We start from the raw sequence: 15,367 nt of genomic DNA, 5'->3' as shown, positions 1-15,367 counted from the left end.
CGCGTGCGCGTCAGTTCAGAAGCGGATTGGAAAATCCCGCCGCAAGCTTGACCAGATCGGCCTGACGGGACACGCCGGTCTTGGCGAAGACACGATGCAGATGCGTCTTCACCGTGGTCTCGGCGATCCCGAGGGCGGCCGCGGTCTCCGGCACACCGCCGACCTCGACGATCGATTGCAGAACCCTCAGTTCCGCGGGCGTCAGTTCGAACGTGCGGTCGATCAGGCCGGCACATGAGCGGCTGTCGAGTTCCGCCTTCCAGACCAGCAAGGCTCCAACGGCTGAGGTGCGCTCGGCCGCGCCATCGCGCAGCAGCGAGGGCAGCGCAATCACATGCGCGACGTAGTGCGAACCGTCGTGCGACGTCACAGGGATCTTTCGACCTTCGGCCGCAGCCAGAGCCACCTCTCCCGGATCGCGGAAGATATTGCGGAGGGCCAGATTGGCCTCGGAGGATCTCGTCACCAGCCGGCCCGAGATCGAGCGCAGGACGTCGTCCGCGGCCAGGATCGTCTCGGCCGCCGGATTGCTGTGGACGATCCGACAGGCCGCATCGAGCAGGATGACGCCGGCATTCAGGCGATCCACGACGTCGGCCAGTGCGGTCGCGCGTTGCTGCTTCCGCTCGATCGCGCGGTTGATCATCAGCGCCCGACTGGCATGCGGGACCAGGAACTGCATTCGCGCGCGCTGCTCGGCATCGAGCATCTCCCTGCCCGGGATGACGGTCAGTAACATCGGGCACGGCGACTTCGATTGCTCCAGCACCACGTTGGCGACGTCGACGCAGCCCTGGGGCTGCAGCCATTCCTGGTAGAATCGCCCGCGGCGGTACTCGTCGAAATTCACGAGGTCCGGGATGTTGCGCACCTCGCCATATCCGGGAAGCCGGGCGAGCGGATCGTACCGGGAGTAGGTTTCTGAATAGAGCTGGATGTAGTGCGGATCGACCCCGCAATAATAATGGGTCGCGCCGGACTTGCTGACCGTATCCTTCGAAATCAGGCCGCAGGCCTGGCTGCCGATGAAGGCATTGAGCATGACGACGACCTCGGTCCACAACTCAGGGTGGAGCCCGGCATCATAGATGCTCTCGATCAGTTCGGAATGTCTTGGAAGTCGGGGCATCGGAAGAGCCAATGGTCAAATTCGAAGATTTGCGGATTTCTTCGTGCCCGGCGGCTCCTGTGAGTCTGTCGCGGGAGAAAAAGGTTCAACGCCGACGGCGAGCTTCAGTGGACGAGCGGATTGGCAAAACCCGCGGCGAGCTTGACGAGATCGGCCTGCCGGGACACGCCGGTCTTGGCAAAGACGCGATGCAGATGCGTTTTCGCAGTCGTCTCCGCGATACCGAGCGCTGCCGCCGTCTCGGGGATGCCGCCGACCTCGACGATCGACAGGAACACGCGGAGCTCCGCCGGCGTCAGCTCGAAAGTCCGCGCGATCAATTCGCCACAGGACTGTCCGCCGAGCGAGACCTTGCGCACAAGCAGCGCACCGGCGGCGTCGGCCACGCGCTCGCTGCCGTTGCGCAGCAGGGACGACAACGGCAGCATGTGAGCGACATAACGCTCGCCGGTGGCGGACGACAGCGGAATCGCATGACCGCTCGCCGCAAGCATTGCACCGTCGCGATGGTCCGCAAACGCCTTGCGCAGGGTCTGATTGGCTTCAGCGCTGCCGGTCACGAGTTGCCCGGCAACGGACCGGACCACGTCATCGGCCGCGAGCAGGACCTGACCGGCCGAATTCGCATGCACCAGGCGGCAGAGGCCGTCGAGCAGGAAGATCCCGACCGTCAAACTGTCGAGGACATCAGCAAGTGCCGTCGCCAGCGTCAGTTGCGCGGTCATGGCGCGGTTGATCAGCAGCGCGCGGCTGGCGTGCGGCACCAGCAGCGAGAGGCGCTGCTTCATGCCGCGATCGACCATGCGGCGGCCTGACAGCACGGTCATCATCACCGGGCAGCTCGCATTCGATATCTCGAGCACGACATTGGCCGCATCGCTGCACCCCTGCGGCTGCATCCATTCCTGGTAGAAGCGCCCGCGCCGGTATTCTTCGAAATTGACGAGATCCGGAATGCTCACAATCTTGCCGTGTGGCGGCAGCACCGTCAGCGGATCGAACTTCGAATGGGTCTCGGCATAGAGCTGGATGTAGTGCGGGTCCGCTCCGCAATAGTAGTGCGTGACACCGGATTTGCTGATCGAATCCTTCGAGAACAGCCCGCAGGCCTGGCCGCCGACGAAATCCCGGATGCCGGCCACCGCGTTATTCCACAGCGAGGGATCGAGCCCGGCATCGTAGATGGACTCGACGAGATCTGGCAGCTTTTGCGATCCGTGCATGGCTCAAAATGGCACTGAATGATCAATGCCGGCGAGCCTAACACAACCGTAGCATGCGACATCCTCCGATCGGAGGAGGTGCCGGCCGGGCGGATGGAGCCCGGCCGGCGGGCATCGCGTTCGAGCCGCCAGGGCTGATGCCGGCTCAGAACGCGACGCGAACGCCACCCTTGGCCGTGCCGGTGCGGCTCTGGTCGGACATCATCATGCCCTCGACCGCGCCGAACACGGACAAATTGGCCCCGGTGCGGTAGTCGAAGCCGAGGCCGGCCACCGCGCCGATGAATGCGCCCCGCGTCGAACTGGTGCAGAGTTGCTGCACCGAAGCGGCGCTCACGCCTGGTCCCAGCCCTGCTTCTCCGCGCATTCCGACCAGACCGGGGCGCGATAGATTTCGCGGCCGCTGTTGTCCCTGACGCGGATCCAGGCGTCGCGGTCACGCAGATCATCACGCCAGACGAAGAGATGGCTTGCCATCTCGTTGGCCACCACGAATGTCGCTTCCGCACATTCGAACACCATGCCGCCCGGGTCGATCTTCACGATGTTGCCGACCAGGAGGTCGAAAAAGAAACGGCGCATTCAATACTCCGGCTGCGGATGCCGCACGCAACGCTTGGGTCATGGCTTCGCAATCAGGGATCACGTCGGATCCCTGTCTATTGGCTGAAATCGGCAGTTGGCAGAAATTCAGTCGCGCGCGGTCACGGCATCTCGCCGCTCCTGATGTCGCTCGGCGTCGCGTTATAGGTGCGCCGGAAGCAGCGGTTGAAATAAGAGAGATCGCCGAAGCCGACATCGTAGGCGATCGAACTCACCGTTCGCTCGGCGTATCCGGGCTCCCGCAGCATGCGATGCGCGCGCTTGACGCGTTGTTCGATCAGGAATGAGGAGAACGTCTTGCCGTCGGCCTCGAACAGGCGCTGGAGATAGCGCGGCGTCACGCCGAGTTCCTGGGCGACCGAGGCCACCGACAGATCCTGCCGCCAGCAATTGTTGGCGATGGAGACTTTCGCCTTCTGGAGCCGCGCCGCCTTGACGCCACGCCGTCCGGCCAGCTCCCGCGCTTCACCGGTGGCACCGAGGACGAGCGCCAGTAGATCGTGCAGATGCCCGACCCCGAGCTGCCGCAGCACGGGTGTCGCGAACGCCTTCTCCCGCACCAGCGTCACCGCGTAGTCGACCAGCAGCCTCAGTCCGGCGGAGCTTTCCGGCATGACACGCATCACGGCATCGTCGACGTCCACGATCATCGGCGCCAGCACGCGCCTCGGCACGCGCAGCGAGAAGCAGCTTCCCAGCGACAGCCGCTCGAACGTCGTGACGTCCTCCGCGCTCGTCAACACCGCCTCCCCTGCATGAAGCCTTAGATCGTGCCCCCGCTCGGATATGCCGAGAACGCCGGACCTGTTCACGATCAGGGCGAGGCTGTCGTCGCCGTCGGCCACCAGTTGCTTGGTGCGAATGACCCGCGCTCCGCACAGGCCCCCGATCAACAACTGGGCTTCGGGCAAGACATGAGAGGTGAAGCTCGCCGCGGCCGGCTTTCCTTCCCTTGCCTCGACCTCCGCCTTCAGCACCCCGCGGCAGTAGAAATCGCGGAGCAACGGGATGCGCTCGTTTTCGGGAATTTCGTTCGTTGAAACATTGAGAACGGAAAAATCAACCATGCTGCTCACTGCAATCTCTCCAGCCGACGAGCAGACCCGCCACACGCTGTCGTTTCCTCAGACGCGCGTTCGGTGCCGTTGTGGCAAGCTTCGCGGCGCTCGCTGCTCTTCAATTATCCGAAGCGCGATATACGAAAGTCCTGAATGACTCGCGTCCTGCATTCGGATGACCCGCGAGCGCCGATCATCACAATGGATTGAGAACGCGGCACGTAACATCGAGGCATGTGAAATGAATCACGCGGCGCCGTCATCGCCGCTCGTTCGCCGCGCGAACGGCACGGCAAAGCCGGCGGCGATCTTCACCAGATCAGCCTGCCTGCCGGCGCCCGTCTTCTCGAACAGGCGACCGAGATGCGTCTTCACCGTCGTCTCGGCGATGCCGAGTTTTGCGGCGATGTCGGGGACACCGCCGATCTCGATGATCGCCATCAGCACGCGCAATTCGGACGGCGTCAGCCTGAAGGCTGCGGCGATCGCGTCGGCTGCGAGCAGCGGCAGCATGGAAGCTCTTTGAACGAAGAGCATCGTAGCTGCAATGTCCCGCGGCAGGCTGCGATCCCGCTTCAGCGGAAAAGCATGGAGCAGATAATGCTGCCCATCGGCCGATGTCGCAAGTTCGATCTGACGACGAGCGGCGGAATGTGTGCCTTCATCGAATTCGCACAGGCCGCGGAATATTTTGTCGGTTCGGGTGTTGCGGGCCACGATCCGGTCGCCGACGATCGCAAGCAGATTGGCATCGGCGAACAACTGACGGCATGCCGCATTGGCATGGACGACCCGGCCGTCCGCGTCGAGCAGGCAGATCGCCGTGTTCAATCCGTCGAGGACGTCGGCAAGGTCGTCCACCGTATGCGAGCGTGCCCTGATCTGCCGGCCCATGATCTGCGACCGATGGATGTGCGGAGCGAGCAGCCGCATGCGCTCGCGCATCGCCTCGTCAACGGTTCCGCGGGAGCGATGGCGCAGCACCTGCAGGATCGTGGTGCGCGCGGCCGTCTTCTCGAGCGCGACGGTCGCAAGGTCTATCGCCCCTTGTGGCTCCACCCACTCGCGGTGGAAGCTCGTCTCGAGGAAGTCCGCATGGGGCATGATGTCGGTCACGCCGATCGTCTGTTCGGGCGCGAGGGTGAGATGACGGTCGAGCAGAGGATCGAGCTCCACATACCGGTCGCGATAAAGCTGACGGAAGCGGGCGTCGGTTCCAAAATGCTGGTGAATCTCGATCGAAAGCCGCGCTGAGTCCCTGGACAGGATCATCGCGGCGCAACCACCGACGAACTGCGAAACCTGCTCCAACGCGCCGCTGCGCAAGGCGGGGTCAACCGCCGCGTCGTAGATCTCGCCGATCAGAGACGAGAACCGATTTGCCTGGTGGGTCGTCATCGGACGGGCGACGCCATCTGCGTGCGGCCCGTCCGGGACGGAGAGCCCGCGATCCGGGAACTGACGGAGAAGACGGGCCGGTCAATTGCCGCCTTCGACGAGGAAAAAACGTTGCAGCCAGATGCTGGAATATCGAACATCGTCCTTGCGTAACGTCAACCGCAGGGTGCGGCTTGGACTGTTTCGCCAAAGACTAGGATAAATGCGAACAGCGCGTGGACTGTGTGCGTTGAGTCACGCGCCGGTTCGCTGCCACCCACTTCGTTGCCGACGTCCTGCCGCTTTCACGGCCGGCAGCGGCAACTTATTTCCGGTTCTCCTCGCAGAACTTCAACGCCGCCAGCGCTTCGCCGGCACGCGGTATCTGCATCTCGATACTGTCGTCGTCATCGTCCTCGAAATCGAGCGTCAGGCGCCTCGCCTTCGACAGGCGGTCCATCATCGACTGGTCGTACTCGAAGATGCCACGCACGGTGGTCTTGTCCATGACCTCCCACTTCGCCTTCTTCATGATGTCCGCATCGTCAGTGCCGACATCGGCCCGAAGGATCTCGCCGACATTCTCCCATTCCCAGCCATCGTAGATCATCACGATCACGATCGCCTTCTCGGAATAGGTGATCACGATGACGTAGTCGCGGTTCTCGTCATCCTTGTCCTTGTAGCCGCGGCTTGCATTGCAATGCGTGTCCTGCGTGCGCTTTTCGATGGTCCAGTCGCCGACCCTGGATTGTTGCGCATGCGCCGGCCCGGCGCTTAAGGCGCCCGTCGCGATCAGCAAAGCGGCAAGAAGGAATCGTTTCATGTCAGCCTCCAGCGCGTTCCCCGGGCCGAGATGACCACCTCCGCGGGAGGGCCGCAAGGGCTTACCCCGGCAGAACGGCGGCGCTTGTGCCTATCCTCGCCGCGGCACGATCGCGATGGGGGTGAAGGTGTAAACCTCCTCGCCGCTCTGGTTGAACATGGTCCATTTCACCAGCGCGATACCCTGCGGCTTCGACTTCGAGGGCGTCAGGCTCATGACCTCCCCAACCAGATGCAGGCGGTCATTGGGCCGTACCGGCATCGTCCAGCGCAGGCCGTCGACGCCGGCGCCGATCAGCGGGTGCGGGCCGAATGGGCGGGTCTGGATCGCGAGGTTCATGGCAATCGCCGCGGTGTGCCATCCCGATGCAGCAAGGCCCTTGAACAGGGTCGCCTTGGCCGCCTCGTGGTCGAGATGCATCGGCTGGGGATCGAACTCGGCCGCGAAGCGCTTGATGTCGGCTTCGGTGACCACGACCTCGGGGGACCTAAACCGCATTCCGATCGCCAGATCATCGAACCATTCGACCTGCGCCATGATTTTGCCTCGCAATGTCTTGCGCCGCCTTCGAAGAGGCGGCCAAAGGGCTCCAGCAATAGCGGGACCGCAGCGCACAAAACCAGCCCCGAGGTTCCCCGCGAAACCCCTTTCCCGAGGCGACGAAACACCGCTGAAACAGATCGCCGCTTAAGTCGTTGTCAAAATAAATACAGGGACGGCTACCATGCAATTCCTTCTCGACCTGATCTACGACTATTCCTGCTGTCGCAACCTCGTTGCCCATTCACTACGGGAGGACGAGCTATGATCGAGCTGATCTCGGGCCTGCTCGCCCTTTGCAGCGCCGGTGTCTTCGCGGCGCACGCGCTGGACGCCTACCGCACTACGCACCACTAACCACCGACCGCTTCGCCATTTCAGCCGCTAGAAAGGCCGCCGGTAGAAGTGCTCCGAATGCGTTGCCGGCGGAAACCGGTTGGCGAGAGAGAGCGCGCCTGTCTCATCCGTCTCGAGTGCGATCTTCTGCGCCAGCATGACGTCGCCCGGCACCAGGAAGCCTGACGGGACGAAGCACCATCCCATCGTCGCGCGGCCTTCGCCGTCGATTTCGTGGACATTGGCGGCGGTGCCGTAGTGAATGCGGTAGGTCTTGCCGGTGTCGCATCCGATGACGTCGAAATACCGGTGCTCTTCGAATTGGGCGCGCTGTGCGGGCGAGAGCCAATCGAAGAGCAGCCGGCGACCACGGGCATCCGGCGTGTTCTCGCCGAAGAAGCGCCGGTACAGTTCACGCAGCGCATGCAGACGCGCACGCGCCGGCGCGCGGAGCCAAACCGCCGTAATCATGAGCAGCTCAGATCAACCGCCGACTAGGCGGGGATAGAACAGCGTTTCCTGCGCGGTCGGGTCGAACGATCTGATACGAGTGACTTCGCCGGGTCCGTTGCGAAGGGCCGCGGTGAAGCCGGCTCCGGTCAGCTCCCGAAAGCGCCGTTCGGCTCGCGCCAGCGCTTCGGCATTGCCAGGATCAAACTCGTGGCGCGTATCGCCAGTCTGGTCCATCACGATCTGGGTTGCCATGTTGAGTCTCCTCATGCCCAGCCCTGAATCTGATCAAAGCAAACCTCGTGCCCTCGGTTCCTGATGGCAACAACTTTCTCATGCCGGCCCATCACGCCTTGCTGAGCAGGAGCGTTTTCGAGCGAAGTGGACGGGTTTTCGTCAGCGCGAGGCCGCCGCTCCGCCGCCCTCGTCGATCTGCCGGCCCATCAGCGCGATCGCCTTCTGATAAACACCGGCCGCATTCCAGGCCTCGATGGCGGCGAAATTCGGCTCGCCCGGCTGGTAACCGGCTCCTGCTTTCCAGCCATGACCTTTGAGGAAATTCGCCGTCGAGTTCAGCGCGTTGGCGGCCACCTCGAGGTTGCCGGTGCCATAGGCCAGGATGTTCTTGGGCATGAACTGGGTCTGGCCGACCTCGCCATGCATGGAGCCGCGGGTCGCCCCCGACAGCGTGCCGCGGTCGACCAGCTTCAAGGCCGCGTAGAGCTGGTCGGTGAAGAATTCAGGACGCCGGCAGTCATAGGCCAGGGTTGCGATCGACGACAGCATGTTCTGGTTGCCGCGCTGGCTGCCGAAACCGGTCTCCATGCCCCAGATCGCGATCAGCGGGCCGGGCGGGACGCCATAGCGCTGCTGGATGGAGGCGAACAAGGCAGCCTGCGACTGCTTGAGCTGCCGCCCCTTGGCGACGATAGTGGTGGCGCCGCGCTTGGCGAGAAACTGGTCGAGCGTCAGCGAAAAGCTGCGCTGGCCGCGGTCGGCCGCAATGGTGGCACTGGCGTAGTTGGTCTGCATCAGCGCCGAGAGCGCGGTCTGGCCGATGCCCTTGCCCTGCGCCTCCGCGCTGAACTCGCGCTTCCAGGCCTCGAACCCGCCCGGCCCGTTGCCGCAGGTGGCGGCCTCGGCGCGGGGCGCCAGAGAGAGCACCAGCGCTGTGGCGCCGATCATGGCCGTCGCAACGGTCCTGCCCTTGGTCATTCCTCTTATCCTCTCCTCAAATACGCGACCGGCTCGCGCGAGCGCATGATCCTACGTCGGCTTTGATCGCTCAAGCCCCGCGGAGCGCAACGGGCGCCTTGACATCCGGGCGGATCACCGCCCTTCGCCACGGCCGAGCAGGAAATCCACCATGATCCCCTGGTGCTGCTCGTACATGTCCGTGCCGGTCCCGGTCACGCAGCCGGCCTTTCGGGCCGCCGCGATGAAGGGCGAGATTTCGGGCTTGGTGATGACACAGCCGCAATAGGCCAAGGGCGCAAGCCGCGCCACATCGACCGGCAGCGGATCGCCTTCTTTCATCCCTGCCGGTGTCGCATTGGCGACAAATTCAAAGCCGGTGGGATCCGTGCTGCCGGCCCGCACTAGCGCCTTGCCGAGCCCGTTGAGTTGCCCGATCAGCGCGTCGCGGCGCTCAGTTGCGCTATCGTGAATGGCGAGCTCGCTCACGCCGGCCTCCACCAGCGCGAGCGCGATGGCCGAGCCCGCGCCGCCAGCGCCGATGAGCAGCGCCCGCAGGCCCGCAGGGTTGACCCCTTTCGCCCGCGCCGCACCGACGAAGCCAAGGCCGTCGACCATGTCGCCATGCCATGCGCCGTCGGCGCGCCGGCGCATGAGGTTGACGCTGCGCAGGAAGTGAGCGCGCTCCGTCGCACTCATGCAAGCCTGGTAGCAGGTTAATTTGTGCGGGATGGTCACGACGAGGCCGTCGAGATTCTTCAGGCGCGGTGCCAATGAGAGGAAATCCGGCAGATCCGCGACCGAGACCTGAACCGGAACGAGAATGCCGTCATGGCCGCGGGCCGCGAAGGCTGCGGTCACGCCTGCGGGCGAGCGCACCTGGGCGATGGGATCGCCGACGATGACATAGAGGCGCGTGGCGCCCGTGGGTGGCGGGATCATGCCGCTTAAGCCGACAACGGAGAGCCGCCTGCCTCCGCCGCGGTCCCATAGGTCAACTCCAGGCCGTCCAGATTGCCTTCCTTCCGCCATTTGTCGAGCAGCCGCAGGAACGCCACCGGTCCGCGCCAATATTGGCTGTTTCTCGCCGCGATCGGATCGAACACGCCCTCGTTGTTGTAGTAACCGGGCGTGCATTCGGCGAGATAGGTCTGGCGGCCGAGCGCGGCCTTGACGACCTCCTCGACCCAGGCGTTTTCCGCGGCCAGCGTCGGCTCCAGCGTTCGGGCTTTGCGCTTGCGCGCTTCGGCGATCACATAGGCGATGTGCTGTGACTGCTCGTCGATGATGTGCGGGAAGTTGGCGCTCTGGCCAGCCTGCACCGTAACGATCAGGAAGCAGTTCGGAAAGCCGCGGCTGTAGAACCCATGCATCGTCTTGACGCCGCCCTGCCAGCGCTCGGTCAGGCTCATGCCGTCGCGGCCGTAGACCTCGAAGCCCATGCGGCGGGCGTAATCGGTGCCGACCTCGAAGCCGCTGGCATAGATCAGGCAGTCGAGCTCGTAAGCCTTGCCGCCAGCCACGACGGCGTTCTCGGTGATGCGCTCGACGCCCTGCCCTTTGGTGTCGACGAGATGCACGTTGGGACGATTGAAGACATCGAGATATTCGTCGTGGAAGCACGGCCGCTTGCAGAACGCCTTGTACCAGGGCTTGAGCGCGTCCGCGGTCGCCGTGTCCTTGACCACCGCATCGACGCGGGCGCGGATCTCCTCCATCTTGCGGTAATCGGCCTGCTCGATGACTTTCAGCGCCTCTTCCATCGAGGTCACCGGCTGCGGCTGACGGCGCGGCGCCAGCAGGATCTCGCCGAGCAGGCCGGTCCAGCCATCCTGCACCAGGTCCCGTTCGACCGGCTCGCCGGAGATCACGGCGGTGAAATTGTCCATGCGCTCGCGCTGCCAGCCGGGCCTGAGGCTCTGCGCCCAGTTTTGATCCGTCGACCGGTCGTCCCGCACGCCGATCGCTGACGGTGTGCGCTGGAAGACATAAAGCTCCTTCGCAGCGCGTCCGAGATGCGGCACGCATTGCACGGCGGTGGCGCCGGTGCCGATGATGCCGACGCGCTTGTCGGCAAGTCCGGTCAGACCACCATCCGCATTGCCGCCGGTGTAGCCGTAGTCCCACCGACTGGTATGGAAGCTGTGGCCCTTGAAGGTCTCGATGCCGGGAATGCCCGGCAGCTTCGGTCTGCTGAGCGGACCTCCGGCGAGAATGACGAAGCGCGCACGGATGCGATCGCCCCGATCGGTCTCGACCAGCCAACGCGCCTCCTGCTCCTGCCATGCCATCCGCGAGATGACGGTCTGAAACAGCGCGCGGTCGTAGAGGCCGAAATGGCGGCCGATGCGGCGGGAGTGCTCGTAGATCTCCGGCGCGCGAGCATATTTGCGCACCGGCATGTAGCCGGTCTCTTCCAGCAGCGGCAGATAGATGTAGCTCTCGGTATCGCAGGCGGCGCCAGGATAGCGATTCCAGTACCAGGTGCCGCCGAAGTCGGCAGCCTTTTCCACGATGCGGAAATCATCGATGCCGGCTTCGCGCAAACGCGCGGCGCAGAGAAGCCCGCCAAAGCCGCCACCAACGACGAGCACTTCAGTCACTTCACTGACAGCTGCGCGCGCAAATCCGGGATCGGCCCAGGGGTCGTCGAGGTAGCGGCCGAATTCCCCTGTTACCTCGACATACTGGGCCTTGCCTTCGGCACGCAGACGGCGGTCGCGCTCGTCGCGATAGCGCGCGCGGAGGGCTGCAATATCGACGGTAGGTTCGCCGGCTGCACCGGTCTTGTGTCTTTCCGCTGACATGCATTTCCTCCAAGGAGAACGCTGCTTCGCCGGCAGCTCGGATCAGTTAGCCCTGAAAAAGTGACGCATGCAATCGCGTCCAATGTTTTTTGCGTGAACGCCGCGTGACGTTCCGCTAACCTCACGCGCAAATCACAAGCGCAACGCCACGCAACGACGTGGCCGTGGAGGAGACCATGCAGGGATTGATGATGGACATGCCGCTTCTGATCAGCGGCCTGATCCAGTATGCCGCGGACTATCACGGCGAGGCCGAGATCGTCGCGCGCGAGATCGAAGGCGACATCCATCGCTACACCTATGCCGACGCCCATCCGCGCATCAAGCGCATGGCGCTGGCGCTAAAGCGGCTCGGCATGAATCCCGGCGATCGCGTCGGCACGCTGGCCTGGAATACGCATCGTCATTTCGAGATGTTCTATGCCGCGCCGGGCATGGGCTATGTGCTGCACACCGTCAATCCGCGTCTGTTTCCCGAGCAGCTCATCTACATCATCAATCACGCCGAAGACCGCCTGCTGTTCATCGACCGCGCCACGCTGCCGCTGGTCGAGGCGATCGCGCCGCAGCTCAAGACGATCGAAGCCTATGTCGTGATGTCGTCGCGCGAGCGGATGCCCGAAACCAAGCTCGCCAACGTGCATTGCTACGAGGAGCTTCTGGAACAAGAGAACGACGCCGGCTTCGTCTGGCCGGAGTTCGACGAAAAGTCCGCCTCGACCATCTGCTACACCTCAGGCACGACGGGCAATCCCAAGGGCGTGATCTATTCGCACCGCGCCGCGATCCTGCAGACCATGACGTGCTGCAATTTCGACTTCCTGCCGGGGCATGTCGAAGGCGTGCGCGAGGTGATGATGCCAATGGCGCCGCTCTTCCACGGCAATGGCTGGAACATGCCGTTCACAGCGCCCTATACCGGCTCGAAGCTGGTGCTGCCGGGCCGCAATTACGAGCCCGACAAGCTCTACGAATTGCTCGAAGGCGAGAAGGTGACGCTGTCGGCGGGCGTGCCGAGCTTCTGGCTGATCCTGCTCGACTGGCTCGGGCGCACCGGCAACAAATTCTCCACGCTGCGGGCAACGCTGTCGTCGGGCTCGGCGCCGCCGCGCGCGATGGTCGAGAAGCTGAAGCGCGACTACAATATCGACTACATCCAGGCCTGGGGCATGACCGAGGCCCTGGGCTGCTCCATGCCGGGCTTGCGGCCGGGCTCGGAGCACCTCACCGACAAGGAGAAGTTCGACCGGCGCCAGGTGTCTGGCCGCGCCTGTTTCGGTACAGCTCTTCGCATCGTCGACGACAGCGGCGTCGAGCTGCCACGCGACGGCAAGTCCGTCGGCCATTTGCGCGCCCGCGGTCCCTGGGTCGCCTCCGGCTACATGAAGTTGGAGGAAGGCCTCGACCGCGACGGCTGGCTGATCACCGGCGACATGGCCGTGATCGACCCGCAGGGCCACGTCACGCTCACCGACCGCTCCAAGGACGTGATCAAGTCGGGCGGCGAATGGATCTCCTCGATCCAGCTCGAGGACGTTGCCTTGTCTCACCCCGATGTGCTTCAGGCAGCCGTGGTCGCAATCAACCACGAGAAATGGCAGGAGCGTCCCCTGCTCCTCGTCGTCCGCAAGAAGGGCGCGACCGTCGACGGCAAGACGCTGCTCGACCACATGCGCCCGAAGGTCGCGAGCTGGTGGATGCCGGACGCCGTCGAATTCCTCGACGAGTTCCCGATGACGGGGACCGGCAAGGTGTTGAAATCGGCTCTGCGCGAGAAGTTCAGGGAGTATCGCGTCGCATGAACGGCACGCGATCACATGCGGGCCGTTCCGTATACATGGCCTGGGGCGTCAACAACAACGGCTGGTGGGGCGAAGGCGAAATCAAGTTCTTCATCGACGGCGACGGTGACTTCCCGACGATCTGCGGCACCGACACCGAGGACTATTTCTGCGGTGCCTATAATTTCGATCCCTATGTCGCCCGTTCCGGCCAGGGCCAGCAATCGCGCTACCAGGAATTCACCACGCCCTATGCCGGCCTGCCCAGGTGATCCGCCCCGACGGCGTCTACAAATCGCAGCAACGCTTCGGCATGTATCGCTGGCACATCCCCGATCCCGTGCGCTTCCGCTCCGATCTGCGCGTGACGATCCAGGCGCTGGGCTGGTTGCCGGGCACCAAGGAGGCCAAATACCTTCCGCTGCAGGACGATATCGCCTCCGTCGCGTTCTGGTATCAGACCCTGCCGACGGCGCTCTTCCCGAAACTGCCCGGCCCGGATTATCTCGAAATCGGCTGATCCTGCCGCCGATCAATCAAGGAGACCAGAGATGCTCTACCCGATGTCGCCAAAAGTCGTCGAGCTCAAGCGCAAGCTCGAGAGCTTCATGGACCGGCACATCTACCCGAACGAGGAGCGTTTCTATCGCGAGGCGGAAGAGCTGGGACCCTGGAAGGTCTATCCCGTCGTCGAGGAGTTGAAGCCGCTCGCGCGTGCGGAAGGCCTCTGGAATCTGTTCCTGCCGGAGTCCGGCCATGGCGCAGGCCTGACCAATCTCGAATACGCCCCGCTCTGCGAGGTGATGGGCCGCTCGCATCTGGCGCCGGAGGTGTTCAACTGCTCCGCGCCCGACACCGGCAACATGGAGGTGCTGGAGCGTTACGGTTCGGAGAAGGACAAGGAGCGTTGGCTGAAGCCGCTGCTCGCAGGTGAAATCCGCTCCTGCTTCGCCATGACGGAGCCTGCGGTCGCCTCATCCGATGCGACCAACATCGAGAGTTCGATCCTGCGCGATGGCGACCATTACGTCATCAACGGCCGTAAATGGTATACGACCAATGCGACCGACCCGCGCTGCAAGATCTGCATCTTCATGGGTAAGACCGATCCTGACAATCCGGACCGCCACAAGCAGCAATCGATGATCCTGGTGCCGATGGACACGCCTGGCATCGAGGTGAAACGTCCCCTGCCCGTGTTCGGCTTCTACGGCGTGCCTGACCGGGCGTCGGAAGTCGTCTTCACCAATGTGCGGGTCCCCAAGGAGAACATGCTGCTCGGCGAAGGCCGTGGCTTCGAGATCGCACAGGGCCGCCTGGGGCCCGGCCGCATCCATCACTGCATGCGGCTGATCGGCCTTGCCGAACGCACGCTGGAAAAGATGTGCCGCCGCGTGCGCAGCCGCGTCGCCTTCGGCAAGCCGGTCTCCGAACAGACGGTGACGCAAGAGCGCATTGCAGAATCCCGCATCATGATCGAGCAGGCCCGGCTGCTCACGCTGAACGCGGCCTACGCGATGGACACGGTCGGCAACAAGGTCGCGAAGGCCGAGATCGCGATGATCAAGGTCGCCGTGCCCAACATGGCCTGCCAGATCATCGACTGGGCGATCCAGGCCCATGGCGGCGGCGGCACCTCGAACGATTTCGGTTTGACCCAGGCCTATGCCACCGCGCGTCTGCTGCGGCTTGCCGATGGACCGGATGAGGTCCACCGGAACCAGATCGCCCGGTTCGAGCTGAAGAAATATTCGAACGCGTGAAAGAAGACGGCTAGCTCACCGGGCGACGCTCTCTTTCTTCCTTCTCCCCTTGTGGGAGAAGGTGGCGCGAAGCGCCGGATGAGGGGTATCTATCCGCACGCACGAAACTAGAGATTCGCGCGCGGAGACATACCCCTCACCCAAGTGAGCTTTTGTCTACGAACGGAGCTGCCCTCTCCCACAAGGGGCCTGTTGCGCTACGGCCTTTTGAGGCAGGAGACGTAAGGAGAGAGGGCTGTGTTGACGCCGATCGTCAGGCCGAGATCTGTAGTTGGCGCCC

General features: G+C 63.8%; 17 protein-coding genes. 4 read left to right on the top strand and 13 right to left on the bottom strand.

What is annotated here, in order from left to right; translation table 11 throughout:
- Nucleotides 1–10 precede the first annotated feature (10 nt).
- From GGD62_RS00080 to GGD62_RS00020, 13 genes are all read right to left on the bottom strand, one after another.
- Nucleotides 11–1,129 (bottom strand): helix-turn-helix transcriptional regulator, encoded by a 1,119-nt coding sequence (locus GGD62_RS00080; RefSeq protein WP_183706760.1) that lies wholly within the window; start codon nt 1,127–1,129, stop codon nt 11–13.
- A 104-nt stretch (nt 1,130–1,233) separates the two neighbouring features.
- Nucleotides 1,234–2,352, bottom strand: coding sequence for a helix-turn-helix transcriptional regulator (locus GGD62_RS00075; RefSeq protein WP_183706759.1), 1,119 nt, complete (start codon nt 2,350–2,352; stop codon nt 1,234–1,236).
- A gap of 145 nt (nt 2,353–2,497) precedes the next feature.
- The gene (locus GGD62_RS00070; protein WP_179730888.1) at nt 2,498–2,689 is read right to left on the bottom strand and encodes a hypothetical protein; all 192 of its coding nucleotides are present in this window, start codon (nt 2,687–2,689) and stop codon (nt 2,498–2,500) included.
- Nucleotides 2,686–2,934, bottom strand: coding sequence for a DUF6894 family protein (locus GGD62_RS00065; RefSeq protein WP_018319790.1), 249 nt, complete (start codon nt 2,932–2,934; stop codon nt 2,686–2,688). Before GGD62_RS00065 ends, GGD62_RS00070 begins: the two co-directional genes overlap by 4 nt.
- Nucleotides 2,935–3,056: 122 nt before the next feature.
- On the bottom strand, nt 3,057–4,022 hold the full coding sequence (locus GGD62_RS00060; protein WP_183707538.1) for an AraC family transcriptional regulator: 966 nt from the start codon (nt 4,020–4,022) through the stop codon (nt 3,057–3,059).
- A 237-nt stretch (nt 4,023–4,259) separates the two neighbouring features.
- Complete coding sequence (locus GGD62_RS00055) at nt 4,260–5,411, bottom strand: LuxR C-terminal-related transcriptional regulator (RefSeq protein ID WP_183706758.1); 1,152 nt, start codon at nt 5,409–5,411, stop codon at nt 4,260–4,262.
- A 304-nt stretch (nt 5,412–5,715) separates the two neighbouring features.
- Nucleotides 5,716–6,216, bottom strand: coding sequence for a hypothetical protein (locus tag GGD62_RS00050; protein WP_018319787.1), 501 nt, complete (start codon nt 6,214–6,216; stop codon nt 5,716–5,718).
- Between the two features lie 90 nt (nt 6,217–6,306).
- Nucleotides 6,307–6,753, bottom strand: coding sequence for a MaoC family dehydratase (locus GGD62_RS00045; protein ID WP_018319786.1), 447 nt, complete (start codon nt 6,751–6,753; stop codon nt 6,307–6,309).
- A 387-nt stretch (nt 6,754–7,140) separates the two neighbouring features.
- On the bottom strand, nt 7,141–7,563 hold the full coding sequence (locus tag GGD62_RS00040) for a hypothetical protein (protein ID WP_018319784.1): 423 nt from the start codon (nt 7,561–7,563) through the stop codon (nt 7,141–7,143).
- A gap of 12 nt (nt 7,564–7,575) precedes the next feature.
- On the bottom strand, nt 7,576–7,797 hold the full coding sequence (locus GGD62_RS00035) for a hypothetical protein (protein WP_018319783.1): 222 nt from the start codon (nt 7,795–7,797) through the stop codon (nt 7,576–7,578).
- Between the two features lie 141 nt (nt 7,798–7,938).
- Entirely contained in the window at nt 7,939–8,757 is an 819-nt protein-coding gene (locus GGD62_RS00030) for a lytic transglycosylase domain-containing protein (protein ID WP_018319782.1), read from the bottom strand.
- Between the two features lie 114 nt (nt 8,758–8,871).
- The gene (locus GGD62_RS00025; protein ID WP_183706757.1) at nt 8,872–9,678 is read right to left on the bottom strand and encodes a shikimate dehydrogenase; all 807 of its coding nucleotides are present in this window, start codon (nt 9,676–9,678) and stop codon (nt 8,872–8,874) included.
- Between the two features lie 5 nt (nt 9,679–9,683).
- Nucleotides 9,684–11,543 carry an NAD(P)/FAD-dependent oxidoreductase gene (locus GGD62_RS00020; RefSeq protein WP_183706756.1) on the bottom strand — a complete coding sequence of 620 codons (1,860 nt, stop codon included), beginning with the start codon at nt 11,541–11,543 and terminating at the stop codon, nt 9,684–9,686.
- Between the two features lie 176 nt (nt 11,544–11,719).
- Between GGD62_RS00020 and GGD62_RS00015 the strand changes: the two genes are divergently transcribed.
- Genes GGD62_RS00015 through GGD62_RS00005 form a run of 4 tightly spaced genes read left to right on the top strand, consistent with a single transcriptional unit; the run spans nt 11,720 to nt 15,087 of the window.
- Nucleotides 11,720–13,345, top strand: a complete 1,626-nt coding sequence (locus GGD62_RS00015; protein ID WP_183706755.1) for a long-chain fatty acid--CoA ligase — start codon at nt 11,720–11,722, stop codon at nt 13,343–13,345.
- Nucleotides 13,342–13,596, top strand: a complete 255-nt coding sequence (locus GGD62_RS41455) for a DUF2961 domain-containing protein (protein WP_283813252.1) — start codon at nt 13,342–13,344, stop codon at nt 13,594–13,596. Before GGD62_RS00015 ends, GGD62_RS41455 begins: the two co-directional genes overlap by 4 nt.
- Nucleotides 13,593–13,844: a DUF2961 domain-containing protein gene (locus GGD62_RS41450; protein ID WP_312014234.1), complete on the top strand. Its 252-nt coding sequence runs from the start codon at nt 13,593–13,595 to the stop codon at nt 13,842–13,844. Before GGD62_RS41455 ends, GGD62_RS41450 begins: the two co-directional genes overlap by 4 nt.
- A 31-nt stretch (nt 13,845–13,875) precedes the next feature.
- Nucleotides 13,876–15,087 (top strand): acyl-CoA dehydrogenase family protein, encoded by a 1,212-nt coding sequence (locus GGD62_RS00005; RefSeq protein WP_018319777.1) that lies wholly within the window; start codon nt 13,876–13,878, stop codon nt 15,085–15,087.
- The last annotated feature ends 280 nt before the right edge of the window (nt 15,088–15,367 follow it).

Source organism: Bradyrhizobium sp. ERR14 (assembly GCF_014198235.1).
GTDB lineage: Bacteria > Pseudomonadota > Alphaproteobacteria > Rhizobiales > Xanthobacteraceae > Bradyrhizobium.
This window is presented reverse-complemented; position numbering and strand designations above follow the sequence as displayed.

Bases quoted from the DNA above. Each gene is read 5' to 3' on its own strand.
- GGD62_RS00080 (WP_183706760.1), bottom strand. From the start codon at position 1,129: ATGCCCCGACTTCCAAGACATTCCGAACTGATCGAGAGCATCTATGAT.
- GGD62_RS00075 (WP_183706759.1), bottom strand. From the start codon at position 2,352: ATGCACGGATCGCAAAAGCTGCCAGATCTCGTCGAGTCCATCTACGAT.
- GGD62_RS00065 (WP_018319790.1), bottom strand. From the start codon at position 2,934: ATGCGCCGTTTCTTTTTCGACCTCCTGGTCGGCAACATCGTGAAGATC.
- GGD62_RS00060 (WP_183707538.1), bottom strand. From the start codon at position 4,022: ATGGTTGATTTTTCCGTTCTCAATGTTTCAACGAACGAAATTCCCGAA.
- GGD62_RS00055 (WP_183706758.1), bottom strand. From the start codon at position 5,411: ATGACGACCCACCAGGCAAATCGGTTCTCGTCTCTGATCGGCGAGATC.
- GGD62_RS00050 (WP_018319787.1), bottom strand. From the start codon at position 6,216: ATGAAACGATTCCTTCTTGCCGCTTTGCTGATCGCGACGGGCGCCTTA.
- GGD62_RS00045 (WP_018319786.1), bottom strand. From the start codon at position 6,753: ATGGCGCAGGTCGAATGGTTCGATGATCTGGCGATCGGAATGCGGTTT.
- GGD62_RS00040 (WP_018319784.1), bottom strand. From the start codon at position 7,563: ATGATTACGGCGGTTTGGCTCCGCGCGCCGGCGCGTGCGCGTCTGCAT.
- GGD62_RS00035 (WP_018319783.1), bottom strand. From the start codon at position 7,797: ATGGCAACCCAGATCGTGATGGACCAGACTGGCGATACGCGCCACGAG.
- GGD62_RS00030 (WP_018319782.1), bottom strand. From the start codon at position 8,757: ATGACCAAGGGCAGGACCGTTGCGACGGCCATGATCGGCGCCACAGCG.
- GGD62_RS00025 (WP_183706757.1), bottom strand. From the start codon at position 9,678: ATGATCCCGCCACCCACGGGCGCCACGCGCCTCTATGTCATCGTCGGC.
- GGD62_RS00020 (WP_183706756.1), bottom strand. From the start codon at position 11,543: ATGTCAGCGGAAAGACACAAGACCGGTGCAGCCGGCGAACCTACCGTC.
- GGD62_RS00015 (WP_183706755.1), top strand. From the start codon at position 11,720: ATGCAGGGATTGATGATGGACATGCCGCTTCTGATCAGCGGCCTGATC.
- GGD62_RS41455 (WP_283813252.1), top strand. From the start codon at position 13,342: ATGAACGGCACGCGATCACATGCGGGCCGTTCCGTATACATGGCCTGG.
- GGD62_RS00005 (WP_018319777.1), top strand. From the start codon at position 13,876: ATGCTCTACCCGATGTCGCCAAAAGTCGTCGAGCTCAAGCGCAAGCTC.